Origin of the sequence: Brevundimonas balnearis (assembly GCF_042434805.1) — a bacterium.
Lineage (GTDB): Bacteria > Pseudomonadota > Alphaproteobacteria > Caulobacterales > Caulobacteraceae > Brevundimonas > Brevundimonas balnearis.
In genome coordinates, this window is record NZ_JBHLSW010000004.1 from 189,857 (window position 1) to 207,582 (window position 17,726).

Below are 17,726 nucleotides of genomic sequence, written 5' to 3' on the forward strand. Positions count from 1 at the left end.
GACGGTTCGGCGGGCGCGGGTCAAGCCCTCGCGCGCAGCCGGGCGCCGGGAGGCGCTCCGGCGGACGCCCTCTCGACCACAGCGTGCGACAGGGTGACGAAGCGCGGCGGGGACCGGTCGCCGCCAATGCGGCCCGACAGGGCGCGCACCGCTTCTCCCGCCATCTCCCGCAGCGGTTGATGCACGGTCGTCAGGGGCGGCCAGATGACCTCCGAAACTGGGGTGTCGTCGAAGCCGGTGATGGACAGCCGGCCCGGAACGTCGATGCCCCGCCCGTGCGCGACCGACAGCGCGCCGGCCGCCATGTCGTCGTTGGCGCAGATCAGCGCCGTCGGCGGCGTGGGCGCCTCGAGCAGCTGCGGCGTCAGGGCGGCCCCGGACCGGAAGGTGAAGTCGCCCCGGACCACCGCCACCTCGTCCGGATCCAGGCCGGCCGCGGCCAGGGCGCCGCGCAGGCCCTCATGCCGCCGCTCCGCCGCCAGATGGCCGGGGATGCCGGCCATGAAGGCGAAGCGTCGATGGCCGAGGTCAATCATCCGCCGCGCGATGTCGGCGCCGGCCGCGGCGTCGTCGATCCCCACGCCATCGGCGGCGTCGCGCCCGGCGCCGCCCGGCGAGATGCAGGCGGCGTGGCAGTCGAGGGCCTGGATCGACTCGATCAGCTCCACGTCGTCGGCGAAGGGCGGCGTGAGCATGACCCCCTGGCAGCGCTGGCTGCGGATCAGCTCCAGAACCTGCTCGCGGCGGTTGGGCCGATCCTGGGCGACGTGACGGGTCAGCAGCTGGTAGCCGAGGCCTAGGCACTCGCGCAGCGCCCCCAGCTCGAGCGCGGAAGCGTAGAAGGAGTTCGGCTGGGCGTCGAGGTCCGAGGCCACGATCAGGGCCAGCATGCGGCTCTGCCCGCCCGCCAGCGAGCGGGCCTGCGGATTGACCCGATAGTCCAGCGCCTTGACCGACGCCCAGACCCGCTGCCGAACTTCGTCGCGCACGTTCGGCCCGCCGTTCAGGACCCGCGAGACGGTCGTGCGCGCGACGCCGCAATGGCGGGCGACATCATCGATGGTGGGCTTCTTGGATGACACGACGGCCTCGGCGAATGGGCCGAGAGCGTAGGCGCGACGGACGGAGGTTAGCAACGGGTCGACGCCGGGACTCGTCGTGGCGATGATGTCCCGCATGATCTCCGCCGCGCCGACTCCCTCCCGCCGAAGCCCGGCCTTCATGCTCGGGTATCTGGCGGCCCAGACGGGCGCCTACGTCACCTTCATTCCGCTGCTGACCCTGCTCCTGCCCCTGAAGGCGGAGGCCATCGCCGGGTCCGACAAGACGCTGCTGCTCAGCCAGGCGGCGATGATCGGGGGGCTCGTGGCGGCGGTCGCCAACATCGCCGCCGGTGTGCTCAGCGATCGCACGACGGGTCGGATGGGGCGCAGGCGTCCATGGATCCTCGGCGGCCTGGCGATGACGGCGGCGGCGCTCGCCGCGATCGCGGGCGCGAGTTCGCCCCTGGCCCTGATTCTCAGTCTCTCGGCCTTCCAGGTGGCTGTGAACGCGCTCTACGGCCCGCTGTGCGCGCTTGTCCCGGATCTGGTGCCGGATGACCAGAAGGGCCTCGCCTCGGCCTTCGCCAGCGTCGCGCTGCCCTTGGCGAACCTGTTCACCGCGGTCGTCGTCGCCAGATGGGCGGGGAGCGAAGGCCTGGCCTTCGCGGCGGTGGCGATCACGGCCGCGGCGCTGATCCTTCCGCTGGCGCTTCGCCTGTCCGAGCCGGAGACGACGGGCCGGCCGGCCCGCCTCCGGTTCTCCCTCGGCGCGTTTCGCAGCCCGCCTTACGCGCTGGCCTTCGTCTCACGCCTGTTCGCGGAGACGGGGGTCGCGGTGCACACCCTCTACCTCCTTTTCCTGATCCAGGCCCTGCCGCGGGCCGCCGCGCCCGCGGGCTGGACCGCGGTCGAGATCTTCAGCCTGCTGATGGTGACGTCCACCGTCTCAGCGACCGCCGGGGCGCTCGGCGCCGGCGCTCTGTCGGATCGGGTCGGCCGCCGCGCGCCGTTCGTCATCGGGGGCGCAGTCGGCATGGGGGCCGCCCTCGCGGCGCTGGTCGTCCTGCCCCGGTGGCCGGCTCCGCTTCTCGCCCAGGGCCTGTTCGGGCTGTGCCACGGCGTCCACGCCGCGACGGTCGCCGCGCTCACGGCGGAGATCCTTCCCGAGCCCGCGCACGCGGGTCGCGACCTCGGCGTGATGAACGTGGCCATCGCCATGCCCCAGAGCCTGGCGCCGGCGGCGGCGGCGGGCCTATTCGTCCTCGGCGCAGATCTGCCCATCGTCTTTCTGGCCTCGGCGGTCGCCCTGGGCGTCGCCGGACTACTCCTGACCCCGCTGACAGCCCTAAGCCCCCGAGGGCGATGCCGACCGCGACCGTCAGGAAGATCACGGGCGCGATGATCATCTTCACCAGCCGGATGAAGGCGTCGCCCAGCGGCTTCAGACTTTCGCCGAACGCCGGCCAGACATGGCCGATGACGGCGCCCAGCACGATCGCGGCGATCACCTGCACATAGAGCTGGGCCCAGATCGGCTTGCGGCGTGGCGGTCCGGACGGCGCGGCGGGCTCTGGCGGCGACACCCCGGGGGCGGCCCGGACGACGGTCGATCGCCGCCCGGTCCCGCCGCGCACGGGCGAGTCAGGACGGCTCGCGCTCCAGCGCCCAGGCCGCCGAGGCCGCGCCGCGCTTGTCCTGCTGCATCACCTGACGAATGTCGCGAGACAGCAGCTCCGCCGGGCCGGTTCTGCGGCCCTTGGCGTGCACCAGGGCGATCTCGATGGCGCCGAGCGGCGGCAGGTGGGGCGCGGCCAGCCGCAGCGCCGGCGGCGCGAACGTCAGCGGCATGACGGCGACGCCGAGCCCCGCCTGCAGCGCCGCGACCTGACCGGCGAAACTGGGGGAGACGAACACTTCGCGGAACGACCGTCCATGCGCCCGGAGCGCCGTCAGCGCGCGTCGCCGATAGATGTCGGGCTCCGGCGCGAGCACCAGCGGCACGGTCTCCTGGGCGAACAGCTCCAGATCCCGGCCCGCCCACAGCAGCGGCTCGGTGTAAAGCCGGTCCGGATCCGCCCCAGGCAGCGGCTCCCGCTTGACGACCGCCAGATCGAGCCTGCCCTGCGACAGCAGCGCCAGAAGATTGCTGGTGAAGTCGCAGGTGACCGACAGGCGCACGCGAGGATGGCCCTCGGCGAAGCGGGCGATGATGGAGGACAGATGGGTTGTGGCGATGTCCTCCGGCGCGCCGAAGCGGACGTCGCCGGCCACGAAGGTCTCGCGCAGCTGGGCGACCACCTCGTCATTGTGCGCCAAAAGGCGGGTCGCGTGGGGCAGGAAGTCCAGCCCCTGCGCCGTCAGGGTGACGCCGGACTTCGAGCGATCGAACAGCCGGCGCTCCAGGGCCGCTTCCAGCTTCTGGATCTGAAGGCTGAGCGCCGGCTGGCTCCGGCCGAGCTGCGCGGCCGCGCGGGTCAGGCTCTCCGCCTGGGCGACGGCGACGAAGGCGCGCAACAGGTCTAGGTCCAGGGTGGGCGTCATGTCATCATGATTACTTATGTCTCGCATTCCATCAATCGTGTTGTGAGATGGAGCCCTGTCGAGCCATTGCGGCGCGCCCTTCAACCGACAGGCGCCCATGACCTCGGCTTTCGACCTTCTAACCTCGCCCGCGATCCTGTTCTTCGTCGTCGGCATGGCGGCGGCCTTCGCCCGCTCCGACCTGCACCTGCCGGATCAGGCCGCCAAGACGCTGTCGCTCTATCTGATGCTCTGCATCGGCTTCAAAGGCGGGGTCGAGGCGCGCCTGGCGGGGGGGGGCCCGGACTTCGCCATGACGGCGGCCCTGGGCCTGGCCTTCAGCGCCCTCGCCCCCTTGATCGCCTATGCGGCGCTGCGGCGGCTCACGCGACTGGACCGCGCCACGATCTGCGCGATGGCGGCGACCTACGGTTCGGTCTCGGTCGTGACCTTCGCCGCCGCCCAGCAGCACCTGACGTCCCAGGGCGTCGATTTCGCCGGCTACATGGCCGCCGTGCTGGCGCTGATGGAGACGCCGGCGATCCTGACCGCGCTGATCCTGCTGAACCGGGCGGGTCGTGGTCAGCCCGGCGAGCGCGCCAAGGTCCTGCGCGAGGTGTTCGTCAACGCCGCCGCCGTGATGCTCATCGGCAGCTTCGTCGTCGGGATGATCTCGGGCGAGCGAGGCCTTGAGCGTCTCGAGGTCTTCGTCGGCCCGCTGTTCCAGGGCGCGCTGTGCTTCTTCCTGCTGGACGTCGGCCTGATCGCGGCCCGACGCCTCATGGCCGATGGGCGGAAGATGACGCCCGCCGTCGTCGGCTTCGCCCTGGCGTTCCCCGTCGCCTCGGCGTTTCTGGCGCTGATCCTGGCGCGGCAGACGGGACTGGCCCAGGGCGATGCGACGCTGCTGGCGGTGCTCGCCGGATCCGCCTCCTACATCGCCGTGCCCGCCGCCATGCGGCTGGCGGCCCCCCAGGCGGACGCCGGCGTGTACGTCTCCGCGTCGCTGGCGGTGACCTTTCCGTTCAACCTCCTGATCGGCATTTCGGCCTATGCGGCGACGGCGGCCTGGCTGTGGGCGTGACAATGACGGCGCGGCCCGCCGCGCCCGTCAGGCCAGGAACCTGCGCACGGCGGCGAGGAAACGGTTGGGCTGGTCGATCATGACCATGTGCTCGGCGCCCTCGATCCGCTCGAAGCGGGCGCCGCTCGGCAGGCTGGCGTAGGCGGCCCGAAACAGGGGATCCAGCCGACCGCGCGCCGCGTCAGGATTGCGGCTCCAGCCGTAGACGACGGTCACCGGCGCCTGCACCTCGGACAGCCGGTGACGCAGGTCCAGCGTCATGACCTCGTAGAGCGCCTGGGCGATGACGCCGCGATCGCCGCCCTGCCAGCCCAGGGTCGAGAACACCGCCTCGGCCTGGGGCGCCAGCCGCCCGCCCAGGATCGAGCCCTGGTCCGCCACGGCCTCGGCGCCGAGGAACAGCACGGCCGAATACGCCAGCCGCGCCACGGGCTCGACGTCGCCGACCGTCGCGCCATGATGGATCAGCGCCGGGAAGAAGGGCGAGGCGTCCACCACCATGATCCGGCCGGGCCCGGCGCCGCCCAGACGGCCGGCGTCGGCGGCGGCCCTCAGCGCCACCAGGCCCCCCATCGAATGGCCGATCACCGCGGGACGACCCAGCCGTTCCTGGGCGATGAAGCGGCGCAGTTCGTCCGCCAACGGTCCGACGACGGGCCCGTCGGCGTTGGCCCCGGCCGGCAGGGTCCCGAACCCCTTGATCGAAACCAGATGCACCCGGTGGCGGTCGTCCAGCGCCTCGGCGGTGCGTCGCCACACCGCCGGCGTCGAGGCCAGGCCCGGGACCAGGATCACGTCGGGCCCGCGGCCGCGCGTCTCGACCGAGATGCGGTCGGACACGAACGCCTGCGCCGCCGCCGCAACGGGCGACGCGATCAGACACAGGGCGATCAGGATCAGTCGAAACATGCCGCCGCGCCTAACCAAGGTCTTTGGCGAAGACGAGGCATCGTTTCGCCGCCGCCGTGCGTTGTCATCCCATGCAAGCGTGGCTGTTCAAGCTGGCCCAGACCACCCGCCGGCTCGGTCCGAGGGTCGGACTGCAAACCGCCCTGTCGATGCTCGCCGTGGCGGCCACGCCCTTGCTGGGTCGATACGTGCCCTCGGATTGGACGGGACGGCTGGGCGAGAACGCTGTGGATTCCGTCCTGACGCTGCTCGCCTCGGCCATGCTGCCCGTGGCGACCTTCTCCATGGCCACCATCGTCGCGGCGCACACGGCGGTGCTGGGCAACGCCAGTCCGCGCGCCGCTGCGCTGTTGATGCAGGACAAAAGCGCGCTGCGGGCGGTCAGCGTCTTCCTCGGCGCCTTCGTCTACAGCCTGCTCGCGCTGATCGGGCTCGCGACGGGCCAGTTCGGCGCGGGCGCGCGACTGGTTCTGTTTCTGCTGACTCTCTTCGTCGTCGCCTGGGTCATCGTCCGCCTGGTCACCTGGGTCGACGCGATCACGCGCATGGTTCGGGTTCGCGATGCGGTCAGGCGGGTGGAGAGCGAATTCGAGCTGGCGTTGAAGGACCGCGAGCCGCTGCTCGGCGGTGCGCCCGCAGGGCCCGTCCCCCTCGGGGCCCAGCCCGTTCCCCCGACATCCATCGGCTATGTGCAAATGATCGATGTCGATGCGTTGCAGAGCCTGGCGGAGCGTCACGGTCTGGTGCTGCAGCTGGCCCTCCTGCCGGGCGCCTTCACCCGCCTGTCCCAACCCCTGATGCATGTGGTGGAGGGTGAGGCCGACGAAGACGTCGTCGCCAAGCTCCGCAAGAGCTTCGTCATCGAACAGCGCCGGGACTTTCGCCAGGATCCGCGCTTCGGCCTGGTCGTCCTGGGCGAGATCGCCTCTCGCGCCCTGTCGCCGGGCATCAACGACCCTGGCACCGCGATCGACGCGGTCGGGGCGGCGGTGCGGGCGCTGAGCCACTTGGGCGAGGACTGCCGACGCTCGCGCGGCGAGGTGCGCTGCGGCCGGGTTCGCGTGCCTCAACTCCCTATCGACGACGCCTTCGAGGACGTGTTCCGGCCCATCGCCCGCGACGGCCGCGCCTTCGTGGAGGTGCAAATCGCCCTCCAACACGGCCTGGAGGAGCTCGCCCGCGTCCCCGCCGAGGGCTTCGCCGACGCCGCTCGCCGCCAGTCGCGCCAGGCCTTGGCGCGCGCCGAACAGGCCCTGACCCTCCAAGACGATCTGACCGAGGTGCGCGCCGCCGCCCGCTGGAGCGGCTAGACGTCCACCTCGGCGTCGAGCGCGTTCTCCTGGATGAACTCGCGGCGGGGCTCCACCACGTCGCCCATCAGCTTGGCGAACAGGTCGTCGGCGTCGTCGGCGTGGTCGATCTTGACCTGCAGCAGGGTGCGGGCGTTGGCGTCCAGCGTGGTCTCCCACAGCTGCTCCGGGTTCATCTCGCCCAAGCCCTTGTAGCGCTGGATCGACAGGCCCTTCTTGCCCGCGTCCAGCACCGCGTTCAGCAGGTCGATCGGCCCCCGGATGTCGGTCGACTTGTCCTTGCGGCGATAGACGGCGCGGCCGTCGAAGACGCCCTGGAAGGCCTTGGCCCGTTCCGCCAGACGACGCGCGTCCAGCGAGCGGATCAGGGTCTCCTCCAGCACGATGGACTCCGAGACCGCGCGGCGCGTGCGGTTGAAGGCGATCGCCCCCTGGTGCCCCGCCTCGCCCGACCAGGGGCCGTCCCCGACCTCCGCGAACAGGTCCATGCGCCTGGCCGCCTCGGACGCGACCGCCACGGGATCGCCCGCCTCGTCGAACAGGCCCGCCAGCGCCGCCTGCTCGATGGCGAAGGCCGGGGCCCGCGTCGCCAGCCGGTCGACCAGCCCCTTGAAGGCCTTGGCCTCGCGCACCAGCGACTGCAGGTCCAGGCCCGTGCGCCGCTCGCCGGTCGCCAGGTCCAGCTCGGCCTCGGCGGACCCTTCCTCGATCAGATAGGCGTCCATCTCCGCCTGATCCTTGAGGTAGCGATGCTGCTTGCCCTTCATCACCTTATAGAGCGGCGGCTGGGCGATGTAGACGTGGCCGCGCTCGATCAGCTCGGGCATCTGGCGATAGAAGAAGGTCAGCAGCAGGGTCCGGATGTGCGCGCCGTCCACGTCGGCGTCCGCCATCAGGATGATCTTGTGGTAGCGCAGCTTCTCGACGTTGAAGTCGTCGCGCCCGATGCCGGTGCCGAGCGCCAGGATCAGGGTGCCGATCAGGTCCGATGACAGCATTCGGTCGAAGCGCGCCCGCTCGACGTTCAGGATCTTGCCCCGCAGCGGCAGCACCGCCTGGTTCTCACGGTTCCGCGCCTGTTTGGCCGAGCCGCCGGCAGAGTCGCCCTCGACGATGAACAGCTCCGACTTGGCCGGATCGCGCTCCTGGCAGTCCGCCAGCTTGCCAGGCAGCGAGCTGATCTCCAGCGCCGACTTGCGCCGGGTCAGCTCGCGGGCCTTTCGCGCCGCCTCGCGGGCGGCGGCCGCCTCGACGATCTTGGAGACGATCATCTTCGCCTCGACCGGATGCTCCTCGAACCACTGCGCCAGGCCTTCCTGACACAGGCCCTCGACCGCCGGGCGCACCTCGGACGACACCAGCTTGTCCTTGGTCTGGGAGCTGAACTTCGGGTCCGGCACCTTGACCGACAGCACGCAGGTCAGGCCCTCGCGCGCGTCCTCGCCGGTGACGGAGACCTTCTCCTTCTTCGCGGCGCCCGCCTGATCGATGTAGCCCCCCATGACCCGCGTCAGGGCCGCGCGGAAGGCCGACAGGTGCGTGCCCCCATCCCGCTGCGGGATGTTGTTGGTGAAGCACAGCATGGTCTCGTGGTAGCCGTCGTTCCACCACAGGGCGAGATCCAGCTCGATCCCGTCCTTCTTGCCGCGAATGACGATGACGTCCTTCAGGATCGGCGACTTCGACTTGTCCAGATGGCGCACGAAGGCCTCGACCCCGCCCTCGTAGTGCAGGATCTCCTCGAACGGCTCGGCGCCGCGATGGTCCGCCAGCCGGATCTTCACGCCGGAGTTCAGGAACGCCAGCTCCCGCAGGCGGTGCTCCAGCGTCTTCAGGTCGAAGTCGATCGAGGAGAAGGTCGTCACCGACGGATAGAAGGTCACCTCCGTACCCGTCATCGGCTGCCCCGCGCGGGGGCCGTCGGCGCGGATCGGGGCCTGGCCCGTGACCTTCAGGCTCTCGGCCGTGTCGCCGCGCTCGAAGCGCATCTCGTGCACCTGCCCGCCGCGGTAGATCTTCAGCTTCAGCCAGTCCGACAGGGCGTTGACCACCGACACGCCCACCCCGTGCAGGCCGCCGGAGACCTTGTAGGAATTCTGGTCGAACTTACCGCCCGCGTGCAGCTGGGTCATGATGACCTCAGCCGCCGAAACGCCCTCGCCGGCGTGGATGTCGGTGGGGATGCCGCGCCCGTCGTCGGTCACGGTGACCGAGCCGTCGGCGTTCAGGATCACCTCGACCCGCGTGGCATGGCCGGCCAGGGCCTCGTCGATGGCGTTGTCCACCACCTCATAGACCATGTGGTGCAGGCCCGAGCCGTCGTCGGTGTCGCCGATGTACATGCCCGGGCGCTTGCGCACCGCGTCCAGGCCCTTCAGCACCTTGATGGACTCCGCGCCGTATTCGGATTGTCCTGCGGCGTCGGAGGAGGTTTCGTCGGTCATTCGGTTCGTGGTTCGGATAGGCCCGGCGAGCGGGCGGACAGGGGCGGCCGAAAAGCCCGTCGGGGCTCGCGAATCTCGGTCGCCGAGACACCGTCCAGATATAAGGTCTCCGCCGCAGATTGCGAGGAAAAGCCGCGCTCCCGCCCTTCGCGAATTCGCGCCGTTTCGTGGATCGCCGCACAAAACGGTGATCGGCTTGACACCGAAGCCGGACGGTCGCGTTCTATCCGCATGCAAGTCCAGATCAGCGGCAAGCACGTTGATGTCGGCGAAGCGTTAGGCTCGCGCATCACCCAGGAACTCAACGACGGGGTCGGCAAGTACTTCGAGCGCGGCGGTCAGGACGCCGAGGTCGTGGTCACCAAGGACGGCCACCTGTTCAAGGTGGATTGTTGGGTCCGACTGGCGTCCGGCCAGACCCTCTACACCACCGGCCTCGGCGGCGACGCCCACGGCGCCTTCGCCGAGAGCCTCGACAAGCTCGAGAAGCGCGTGCGCCGCTACAAGCGCCGGCTCAAGAACCATCACGCCGGTCCGCGCGGACTGTCGCCCGAGAAGGAAGAGGACGCCGCGCGCGCGGTGGCCCGCAGTCTCGTGCTCCGCGATCCGGAGTCCGTCGAGGATGAGGACTTCGGCGACGCCGGCGGCGAGGACGAAGGCCCGCCCGCGGCCATGGTCATCGCCGAGACCCAGTCCCACATCCGCACCCTCACCGTCGGCCAGGCGGTGCTGGAGCTCGACGTCACGGGCTATCCGATCCTGATGTTCAGGAACGCGGGTCACGGCGGCGTGTCGGTGGTCTACCGGCGGCCCGACGGCAACATCGGCTGGATCGACCCCGAACGGACGGTCAAGGCGAACGGCCACGGCTGAGCCGCTCTTTTGCATTTGGCGGGCGAAGCGTCTAAACGGGCGCCGCCCGTCTCCCGGGGTCCGTATCGAGTCGAGCGTCGCCTGCCATGGACATAGTCGAGTTGCTCACGGCCGACGCGGTCCTGCTGCGCGCCGGTGTATCTTCCAAGCGCCAGGCGCTGCACGATCTGTCGGCGACCGCGGCCGCCCTGTTCGGAGCCGCGGACGACCGGGTTTTCGACGCTCTCATGGAAAGGGAAGCCCTGGGCTCGACCGGACTCGGCGCCGGCGTGGCGGTGCCCCATGCGCGGGTGGAAGGCCTTCAGCGGGTCTGCGGCGTCTTCATGCGCCTCGATCAACCCGTCGCCTGGGCCTCGGTGGACGAGCGGCCCGTCGACATCCTGTTCGCCCTGTTCGCGCCTCCGCGAGACGGCGCCGAGCATCTGCGGGCGCTGGCGGCGGTGTCGCGTTTCCTGCGTTCCCCGGAACGCCGGGAGGCCTTGCGCGCCGCCCAGTCGGCCGACCAGATCCTCGCCCTGCTGGTCGACGGCGCCGAGGCCCGCGCCGCCTGACCGTTGTCGTCGGCCGGGGCTCGACTGTTAGAAAGTAACATTGTAGAGGGTCGCCCATGTCGTTGGGCGCCCTCACCGATCCGATCGCGGTCTCCCTCATCGGGGGCGGGCTGGTCACGGCGCTCCTGCACGCCGTGCTGCCGACGCACTGGCTGCCGTTCGTCCTCGTCGCCCGCGCCCAGGGCTGGAGCGCGACGCGCCTGTCGATCGTGACGGCCATGGCGGCGCTGGCCCACATCGCCTCGACCGCGCTGGTCGGCTTGCTGATCGTCGGCGCCGGTCTGGCGCTCGAGACCTGGGTGGAGGGGTTGGCGCCCCGCGTCGCGGCGGTCTTCCTCGCAGGCTTCGGCCTCTTCTATCTCCTGCGCGCGGTGCGACAGCCCGCTTTCGCGGGCGCGGCGGCGGCCCTCAACGACGCTCCCGAGCCGTCGCGCGACAGGGCGGCCGCGCTCGGCCTGATCGCCCTGCTCGCCATCTCGCCCGGCGAGGTGCTGCTGCCGCTCTATCTGACCGCCGCCGATCAGGGCATGGGGGTGATCGCCGCCCTGACCGGGGCCCTCGCGCTCGGCACCCTGGCGGGCATGCTGGGCCTCGTGCTGATCGCCCGCGCCGGCGCGGAGGCTTTCCGGCTTGAGCGCTGGGCCCGGTACGAGCGCGCCATCCTCGGCTTCGCGCTTCTGGGGCTGGCCCTTTTCGTCGCCCTGCGCGGCCACTAGGCTCCCCGCATGGCCCACGACGCCCACGCCCATCACCACGGTCATCCGGGGCATGGCCACGGCCACCATCATCACCACCACCACGCGCCCGCCGACACCGGCGACTGGCGCTATCTGCTCGGGCTCACGGTCAATCTCGTGTTCGTCGGCTGCGAGGCCGCGGCCGGGCTGATCAGCGGGTCGACCGCGCTCCTGGCCGACGCCGGCCACAACCTGTCGGACGTGCTCGGCCTGGCCATGGCCGGCGGCGCGGCGTGGCTGGCCCGCCGGGTCGCCAGCGAGCGGCGCACCTACGGCTACGGCAAGGCCACGGTGCTGGCGGCGCTCGCCAACGCCGTCCTGCTGATCGTCGCCTGCGCCGCCATCGGCCTCGAGGCGGTGGAGCGTCTCGCCGATCCCCAGCCCGTCCAGTCAGGCGTCGTCATGGCGGTGGCGGCGCTCGGCTTCGTCATCAACCTGGGCACGGCGCTGCTGTTCCTGCGCGACCGGCACGCGGACCTGAACGCCCGCGGGGCCTATCTGCACATGCTGGCGGACGCGGCGGTGTCGATCGGCGTGGTCATCGTCGGCGGCGTCGTCCTTCTGACCGGCTGGACCCTGGTCGACCCGATCGCCAGCCTCGCCATCGTGGCGGTGATCCTGTGGGGCACCTGGGGCCTGCTGCGCGATTCCGTCGACATGGCGCTGGACGCCGCCCCGGCCTCGGTGAACGTCGCTGGGCTGAAGGCCGGTCTCGAGGCGCTGGAAGGTGTCGAGCGCGTGCACGACCTGCACGTCTGGCCGCTCTCGACCACGAAGACGGCGCTCACCGCCCACCTGGTCCATGACCGCGCGGACCCCGACAACCTCCTGTGCGAGGCCCAGGCGCTGGCCCGCGCCGCCGGGGTGGATCACACCACGCTCCAGCTGGAAACGCGCGAGCTGCCCGACTGTCCGGGCTGCTGACGCCGGGGTGAGGAGTGCTAGTGAGCGAGAGGTGAGCGTTGCGGCGGGTCGGTTCCATACCAAGCAATTAGGGATGCGGCGCGCCCGGGATGCACATCATCAACCTGCTCGCTCACCCCTTGCTCACCAGCACTCGTCACCAGCACTCCTCACTAAGCCGGCGCTGGCGGCGAGGGCCGGCGCGCCCTAGATGACGCCCATGACCGACAAGATCCCCGTCACCGTGCTCACCGGTTATCTCGGCGCCGGCAAGACCACGCTGCTGAACCGCATCCTCACCGAGGACCACGGCAAGCGCTACGCCGTCATCGTCAACGAGTTCGGCGAGATCGGCATCGACAACGATCTGGTGGTCGGCGCCGACGAGGACGTGTTCGAGATGAACAACGGCTGCGTCTGCTGCACGGTGCGCGGCGACCTGATCCGGGTCGTCTCCGGTCTGATGAAGCGCCAGCGGCCCGGAAAGCCCGCCTTCGACGCCATCATCGTCGAAACCACCGGCCTCGCCGACCCGGGCCCGGTCGCCCAGACCTTCTTCGTCGACGAGGACGTCAAGGCCAAGACCCGGCTGGACAGCGTCACCGCCCTGGTCGACGCCAAGCACGTCATGGCCCGCCTTGACGACTCCAAGGAGGCGCGCGAGCAGGTGGCCTTCGCCGACCGCATCCTCCTCAACAAGACCGATCTCGTGGACGCCGCGACGCTCGACGCGGTGGAGGCCCGCCTGCGCGCCATGAACCCGCTGGCGCCCATCGTCCGCACCGAGCGGGCCCGCGTGCCGCTGGATCAGGTGCTGGACATCGGCGCCTTCGATCTGGAGCGCGTCGTCGAGGTCCGCCCCGACTTCGTCAATCCGCCGCACGGGGCCGAGGGCCACGTCCACGACGCGCACTGCGGCCACGATCATCATGACCACGATCATGACCACGATCACGGGCACGACCATCACCACGGCCCTCGCGGCCACAGTCACGGCGACGACGTGCGCGGGGTGGCCCTGTCGCTGGACCGGCCGCTCGACGGGCAGAAGTTCACCCGCTGGATCGACGAGCTGCTGGCCGCCAAGGGCCAGGACATCCTGCGCGCCAAGGGCATCATCGACGTCGCCGGCGAGGATCGCCGCCTCGTGTTCCAGGCCGTCCACATGATCCTGGAGGGCGACCTCCAGAGGCCCTGGGGCGAGACCGAGCGCCGCTGGTCCCGCGCCGTCTTCATCGGCCGCGACCTCGACGAGGCGGCGCTGAGAGCCGGTTTCGAGAACTGCCTGGCCTAGAAGTAGGCGATCAGTCGGCCCAGCACGACGACGCCCAGCCAGAGGCCGAGCGACCCCGCGCCCAGAAGTCTCGCGGCGGGCGGTATGTCGTTGGAGAGCACGCGGAACATCCGACGGAAGGCCAGGGCGTTGGCGCCCGCCAGGCCGATCAGCACCAGCTTGACCTGGAACAGGGTCGAGCCGGCGAGCGCCTCCGAGTCCGCGACGAACATCAGGGCCCCGCTCACCGCCATGATCGCAAAACCCGCAAGCGCCAGGGGCGTCACCGCCCGGGACAAGGCCGCCGGGTCCAGGCGGCGGCCGTATCCGAGCAGACGCAGGTCAAGCAGGCCGACGCCGCCGACGACGAGGATGGCCCCCACGACATGCGCCGTGTTGGCGATCGGATAGACCAGAGCCTCGGCTCCGACCCAGCGCGCCAGGTCGGACTCCGCGATCCGGGCGATCAGGCCGCTCAGCGCAGTTCGACCGTCTTGCCGCCCGCCGTGATGCGCTCGGCGCGGATCTCGCGCGTTCCGTCACGGCGGGGATAGCCCTCGATGGTCACGGTCCGACCCACCGCGATGTCGGCCTGGGTCAGGCCCCGGGCCTGCATGCGCGAGACCGGCGCCAGCACGACGTCCCAGCGCTGGTCGTCCACGGCGATCACGATCGAGCCATGCGGGCTGCCCCAGCTGGACTCCAGGACCTGGGCGGTCGGCCGCAGGGTCCGCTCCGCGTCGTAGGAGCTCCAGCCGTGGTGGGCGGCGGCGGCGGTGGCGATCAGGGCCGCGGCGCCGAAAGCCGCGCGGCGGGTCCGAACCTGAGGGTCATTTGATTTCTCCCGGTGGCGCCTATGTGGTCAGCATAGAACATCGAGGCTCCGGTCTCCAGCGAAGCCGTAACGAAGGAACGCGCGAATGACCGAACACACCGCCCTCGTCGTCGGGGCCTCTCGCGGCCTCGGCCTGGGCCTCGTCGAGGAATATCTGTCGCGCGGCTGGCGCGTCGTCGCCACCGTCCGCGACGACGCCGGCGAAGCGGCGCTGCAGGAGCTGCCGGGCGCGGACCGGCTGACCGTCGAGCGCGCCGACGTGGCCGACGACGCCGACATCGCCAGGCTGGCGCAGCACATCTCCAAGCCGCTTGACCTGCTGTTCATCAACGCCGGCGTCATGGGGCCGTCGGACATGGTCTCGGCGGCGCCCGACGAGATCGCCCGCGTGATGCACGTCAACGCCTTCGGTCCCGCCCGGCTCGCCTGGGCGCTCGTCGACAAGGTGGTCGAGGGCTCGGGCGTCGTCGCCTTCATGTCCACCGGCATGGGCTCGATCGCGGACAACACCTCGGGCGGCTACGACATCTATCGCGCCTCAAAGGCGGCCCAGAACATGCTGGCCCGAAGCCTCTGGATCGGGCCGGGCCAGGCGCGCGGTCTAGCGATTCTGTCTGTGAACCCCGGCTGGGTGAAGACCGACATGGGCGGCCCCGGCGCGTCCATCGACGTGCCGACCAGCGTCAAGGGCATCGCCGACCAGATCGCGGCGCACGCGGGCAAGCCCGGCCACCGCTTCATCGGCTGGAACGGCCGGGAGCTGCCTTGGTGACGACCTATCTCGACCCGACAAGGGAGATCATGGCCCAGTTTCGCGATCTGCCGCTGGACCGGCCGGTCGCCATGATCAACCTGCTGCGCTTTCGCGAACGCGCCGCCTATCCCGACGGCCACGTCGACGCCGCGTCGGATCGCACGGGCGCTGCGGCCTACGCCGCCTACGGCAAGGCCGCCGCGGGTCCCTTCAAGCGCGCGGGCGGACGTCAGGTCTGGCTGGGCGTGCCGGAGCTGACCGTGATCGGGCCGGCCGAAGAGCGCTGGGACCTGGCCTTCATCGCCGAGTATCCGACCGGCCAGGCCTTCGTCGACATGCTGCGGGACCCTGAGTACCGGGCGGCCGTCGTCCATCGGCAAGCGGCGGTGGCTGACTCGCGCTTGATCCGCACGTCGCCGAGGTCGCCCGGCGACCGCTTCGGCGAGACCTCCTGATAACGCACCGGCGGGGCCCGGTCGGTCGACGCGAGCCCCTCCGATCCAGCCGGATCAGGCGGCCGGCTGAAGCACGAACTCGCCCTCGATGTGCAGCTCGACCTCGTCGCCGATCGCCGGCAGGGCGTAGTCGATGCCGAACTCGGAGCGGCGGATGGTGGCCTCGCCGTCGAAGCCGACCTTGTACTGGCCGCGCATCTCGCCGGCGCCGTTGAATTCCGCCTCGAAGGTCACCGGCCGGGTGACGCCGCGCAGGGTCAGGTCGCCGGTGATCTCCGCCTCGGTCGGGTTCTCGTCGTCCACGCGGATCGAGGTGGCGGTGAAGGTGGCGGTCGGGTGGTTGGCGGTGTCGAAGAAGTCGGCCGTCTGCAGGTGCCGGTCCAGCCCGTCGGAGTTGGAGTCCACGTCCGTCAGCGGGATGGTCGCGGTCAGCCGGCTGTTCGACGGGTTGGCGGGATCCAGCGTCAGCTCCGCCGCGACGTTCACGAACTGGCCGTAGTAGGTCGACAGGCCCAGGTGATCGACCGACCAGGTGATCTTCCCGTGCTCGGAATCCAGCGTGTAGGTCCCGGCGCGGACCTCGCTCGGCGTCGTGGTCAGCTGGGCGCGGGCGACGACCCCGCCGGCGAACAGCAGGGCGCCGGCGGCGACGGCCACGGCGGCGGGGCGGATCAGATGACGCATGGTGAGGCTCCCTCGAGGTTGACCGCAATCGGACCGGTTGCAGATCGGCGCCGAGACGCCCGGCCGCAACCCCCTCGGTTGACAGGTCGCCGCGACGAAGCCATGTCCGCTGGCCTCCATCCCGAGACCCGCCCACGCCATGACCTACATCGTCACCGACGCCTGCGTCCGCTGCAAGTTCATGGACTGCGTCGAGGTGTGCCCGGTCGACTGCTTCTATGAGGGCGAGAACTTCCTGGTCATCGCGCCGGACGAGTGCATCGACTGCGGCGTCTGCGAGCCGGAGTGCCCCGTCGACGCCATCAAGCCCGACACCGAGGACGAGCCGGACGGCAAGTGGCTGCGCATCAACGCCGAATACGCCAAGGTCTGGCCGAACATCACGGTCAAGGGCACGCCGCCGGCCGACAAGGAACAGTTCGAGCGGGAGACCGGAAAGTACGAGAAGTACTTCTCCCCCAAGCCCGGCAAGGGCAGCTGAGGCGGCGAACGGCTTTCGCGGGCTTTATGACGTCCGCGCATCAACCGTTTTGAAAATCCGTCATTTTGTGTTAGCTTATCCCCATTGGGTCGGGCGGTGATCGTTGAACGGATCGCCGCTCGTTTTGCGACAGAACCCCGCCCGCAAGACGGGGTCGGCCTGAGGTTTGGTGATCCGTATCCTCTAAGTGACGTCACAGGGCGAGCGACCGGCGTGAACCGCCGGACGATGGCCTTTTTGTTTCGTTACATGTGGATGCGCCCGCCGCCCCGGCCGGGAAAGGACGAGACAACATGACGAGCAAGACCGGTCTTGAATTCAAGGTTGGCGACGCGGTCGTCTATCCGGCGCACGGCGTCGGCAAGGTGGCCGCGATCGAGACGCAGGAAGTCGCGGGCATGTCGCTCGAGGTCTATGTGGTCACCTTCGACCACGAGAAGATGACGCTGCGCGTCCCGACCAAGAAGGCCAAGACCGCCGGTCTGCGCTCGCTGGCCGCCGACGACGTGGTGTCCAAGGCGCTGACGGTGCTGAAGGGCCGCGCCCGCATCAAGCGCACCATGTGGTCGCGTCGCGCCCAGGAGTACGAAGCCAAGATCAACTCCGGCGACCTGGTCTCCATCGCCGAGGTGGTCCGCGACCTGCACCGCGCCGAAAGCCAGCCGGAGCAGTCCTACTCCGAGCGTCAGCTGTATGAATCGGCGCTGGACCGCATGGCCCGTGAGGTCGCCGCGGCCAACAAGATCGACAAGGACGCCGCCGTCGCGCTGCTCGCCAAGTCGCTCAGCGCCAAGAAGCCGGCGCCCCAGGCCGAAGCGGCCTGATCCCGACGTCCGACGACAACGAAAAGGCCCGGGGGCGACCCCGGGC

Annotated in this window: 19 protein-coding genes and 1 pseudogene; 12 read left to right on the forward strand and 8 right to left on the reverse strand. The window is 70.4% G+C overall.

Going from position 1 to position 17,726, the window contains the following annotated elements; genetic code table 11:
* Positions 1-20: 20 nt before the first annotated feature.
* Positions 21-1,178: a LacI family DNA-binding transcriptional regulator gene (locus ACFFGE_RS06595; RefSeq protein WP_376835455.1), complete on the reverse strand. Its 1,158-nt coding sequence runs from the start codon at positions 1,176-1,178 to the stop codon at positions 21-23.
* A gap of 43 nt (positions 1,179-1,221) precedes the next feature.
* On the opposite strand from ACFFGE_RS06595, the gene ACFFGE_RS06600 reads away from it, so the two are divergent.
* Entirely contained in the window at positions 1,222-2,445 is a 1,224-nt protein-coding gene (locus tag ACFFGE_RS06600) for an MFS transporter (protein WP_376835588.1), read from the forward strand.
* Here ACFFGE_RS06600 and ACFFGE_RS06605 read toward each other — a convergent pair.
* Positions 2,402-2,575 (reverse strand): annotated as a pseudogene (locus ACFFGE_RS06605) (cation:dicarboxylate symporter family transporter); the annotation flags it as partial. The gene ACFFGE_RS06600 and the pseudogene ACFFGE_RS06605 overlap by 44 nt on opposite strands.
* A gap of 109 nt (positions 2,576-2,684) precedes the next feature.
* Complete coding sequence (locus ACFFGE_RS06610; protein WP_376835456.1) at positions 2,685-3,584, reverse strand: LysR substrate-binding domain-containing protein; 900 nt, start codon at positions 3,582-3,584, stop codon at positions 2,685-2,687.
* 97 nt (positions 3,585-3,681) lie between these two features.
* On the opposite strand from ACFFGE_RS06610, the gene ACFFGE_RS06615 reads away from it, so the two are divergent.
* A complete protein-coding gene (locus ACFFGE_RS06615; RefSeq protein ID WP_376835458.1) occupies positions 3,682-4,647 on the forward strand; it encodes a sodium-dependent bicarbonate transport family permease in 966 nt (321 codons plus the stop codon).
* A gap of 27 nt (positions 4,648-4,674) precedes the next feature.
* Here ACFFGE_RS06615 and ACFFGE_RS06620 read toward each other — a convergent pair whose 3' ends face one another.
* Positions 4,675-5,556 (reverse strand): alpha/beta fold hydrolase, encoded by an 882-nt coding sequence (locus tag ACFFGE_RS06620; protein WP_376835459.1) that lies wholly within the window; start codon positions 5,554-5,556, stop codon positions 4,675-4,677.
* Positions 5,557-5,627: 71 nt separating this feature from the next.
* On the opposite strand from ACFFGE_RS06620, the gene ACFFGE_RS06625 reads away from it, so the two are divergent.
* The gene (locus ACFFGE_RS06625) at positions 5,628-6,866 is read left to right on the forward strand and encodes a DUF2254 domain-containing protein (protein WP_376835460.1); all 1,239 of its coding nucleotides are present in this window, start codon (positions 5,628-5,630) and stop codon (positions 6,864-6,866) included.
* On the opposite strand, the gene gyrB is transcribed toward ACFFGE_RS06625, so the two are convergent.
* A complete protein-coding gene (gene gyrB, locus ACFFGE_RS06630; RefSeq protein WP_376835461.1) occupies positions 6,863-9,310 on the reverse strand; it encodes a DNA topoisomerase (ATP-hydrolyzing) subunit B in 2,448 nt (815 codons plus the stop codon). The genes ACFFGE_RS06625 and gyrB overlap by 4 nt on opposite strands.
* 231 nt (positions 9,311-9,541) lie before the next feature.
* On the opposite strand from gyrB, the gene hpf reads away from it, so the two are divergent.
* The 5 genes from hpf to ACFFGE_RS06655 all read left to right on the forward strand — a co-directional run bounded on the left by hpf (position 9,542) and on the right by ACFFGE_RS06655 (position 13,668).
* Positions 9,542-10,183, forward strand: a complete 642-nt coding sequence (gene hpf / locus ACFFGE_RS06635) for a ribosome hibernation-promoting factor, HPF/YfiA family (RefSeq protein ID WP_376835462.1) — start codon at positions 9,542-9,544, stop codon at positions 10,181-10,183.
* 86 nt (positions 10,184-10,269) lie between these two features.
* Positions 10,270-10,734 (forward strand): PTS sugar transporter subunit IIA, encoded by a 465-nt coding sequence (locus ACFFGE_RS06640; RefSeq protein WP_376835463.1) that lies wholly within the window; start codon positions 10,270-10,272, stop codon positions 10,732-10,734.
* Positions 10,735-10,790: 56 nt separating this feature from the next.
* On the forward strand, positions 10,791-11,450 hold the full coding sequence (locus tag ACFFGE_RS06645; protein ID WP_376835464.1) for a hypothetical protein: 660 nt from the start codon (positions 10,791-10,793) through the stop codon (positions 11,448-11,450).
* 9 nt (positions 11,451-11,459) lie between these two features.
* Positions 11,460-12,395, forward strand: coding sequence for a cation diffusion facilitator family transporter (locus tag ACFFGE_RS06650; RefSeq protein WP_376835465.1), 936 nt, complete (start codon positions 11,460-11,462; stop codon positions 12,393-12,395).
* A 199-nt stretch (positions 12,396-12,594) separates the two neighbouring features.
* Positions 12,595-13,668, forward strand: coding sequence for a CobW family GTP-binding protein (locus tag ACFFGE_RS06655; protein ID WP_376835466.1), 1,074 nt, complete (start codon positions 12,595-12,597; stop codon positions 13,666-13,668).
* Here the strand turns inward: ACFFGE_RS06655 and ACFFGE_RS06660 are convergent.
* Both ACFFGE_RS06660 and ACFFGE_RS06665 read right to left on the reverse strand, forming a co-directional pair.
* A complete protein-coding gene (locus ACFFGE_RS06660) occupies positions 13,665-14,030 on the reverse strand; it encodes a hypothetical protein (RefSeq protein ID WP_376835467.1) in 366 nt (121 codons plus the stop codon). The genes ACFFGE_RS06655 and ACFFGE_RS06660 overlap by 4 nt on opposite strands.
* 92 nt (positions 14,031-14,122) lie before the next feature.
* Positions 14,123-14,434, reverse strand: a complete 312-nt coding sequence (locus tag ACFFGE_RS06665) for a DUF6152 family protein (RefSeq protein ID WP_376835589.1) — start codon at positions 14,432-14,434, stop codon at positions 14,123-14,125.
* A gap of 133 nt (positions 14,435-14,567) precedes the next feature.
* Here ACFFGE_RS06665 and ACFFGE_RS06670 point away from each other — a divergent pair, with 133 nt between their 5' ends.
* Together ACFFGE_RS06670 and ACFFGE_RS06675 are read left to right on the forward strand one after the other, a co-directional pair.
* Positions 14,568-15,254, forward strand: coding sequence for an SDR family NAD(P)-dependent oxidoreductase (locus ACFFGE_RS06670; RefSeq protein ID WP_376835468.1), 687 nt, complete (start codon positions 14,568-14,570; stop codon positions 15,252-15,254).
* Positions 15,251-15,691: a DUF1330 domain-containing protein gene (locus ACFFGE_RS06675; RefSeq protein ID WP_376835469.1), complete on the forward strand. Its 441-nt coding sequence runs from the start codon at positions 15,251-15,253 to the stop codon at positions 15,689-15,691. The genes ACFFGE_RS06670 and ACFFGE_RS06675 overlap by 4 nt, the downstream gene beginning before the upstream one ends.
* A gap of 54 nt (positions 15,692-15,745) precedes the next feature.
* On the opposite strand, the gene ACFFGE_RS06680 is transcribed toward ACFFGE_RS06675, so the two are convergent.
* Positions 15,746-16,375 (reverse strand): YceI family protein, encoded by a 630-nt coding sequence (locus ACFFGE_RS06680; protein ID WP_376835470.1) that lies wholly within the window; start codon positions 16,373-16,375, stop codon positions 15,746-15,748.
* 139 nt (positions 16,376-16,514) lie between these two features.
* Between ACFFGE_RS06680 and fdxA the strand changes: the two genes are divergently transcribed.
* Both fdxA and ACFFGE_RS06690 read left to right on the forward strand, forming a co-directional pair.
* Positions 16,515-16,856 carry a ferredoxin FdxA gene (gene fdxA, locus ACFFGE_RS06685; RefSeq protein ID WP_376835471.1) on the forward strand — a complete coding sequence of 114 codons (342 nt, stop codon included), beginning with the start codon at positions 16,515-16,517 and terminating at the stop codon, positions 16,854-16,856.
* Between the two features lie 293 nt (positions 16,857-17,149).
* A complete protein-coding gene (locus ACFFGE_RS06690) occupies positions 17,150-17,680 on the forward strand; it encodes a CarD family transcriptional regulator (protein ID WP_376835473.1) in 531 nt (176 codons plus the stop codon).
* Positions 17,681-17,726: the final 46 nt, after the last annotated feature.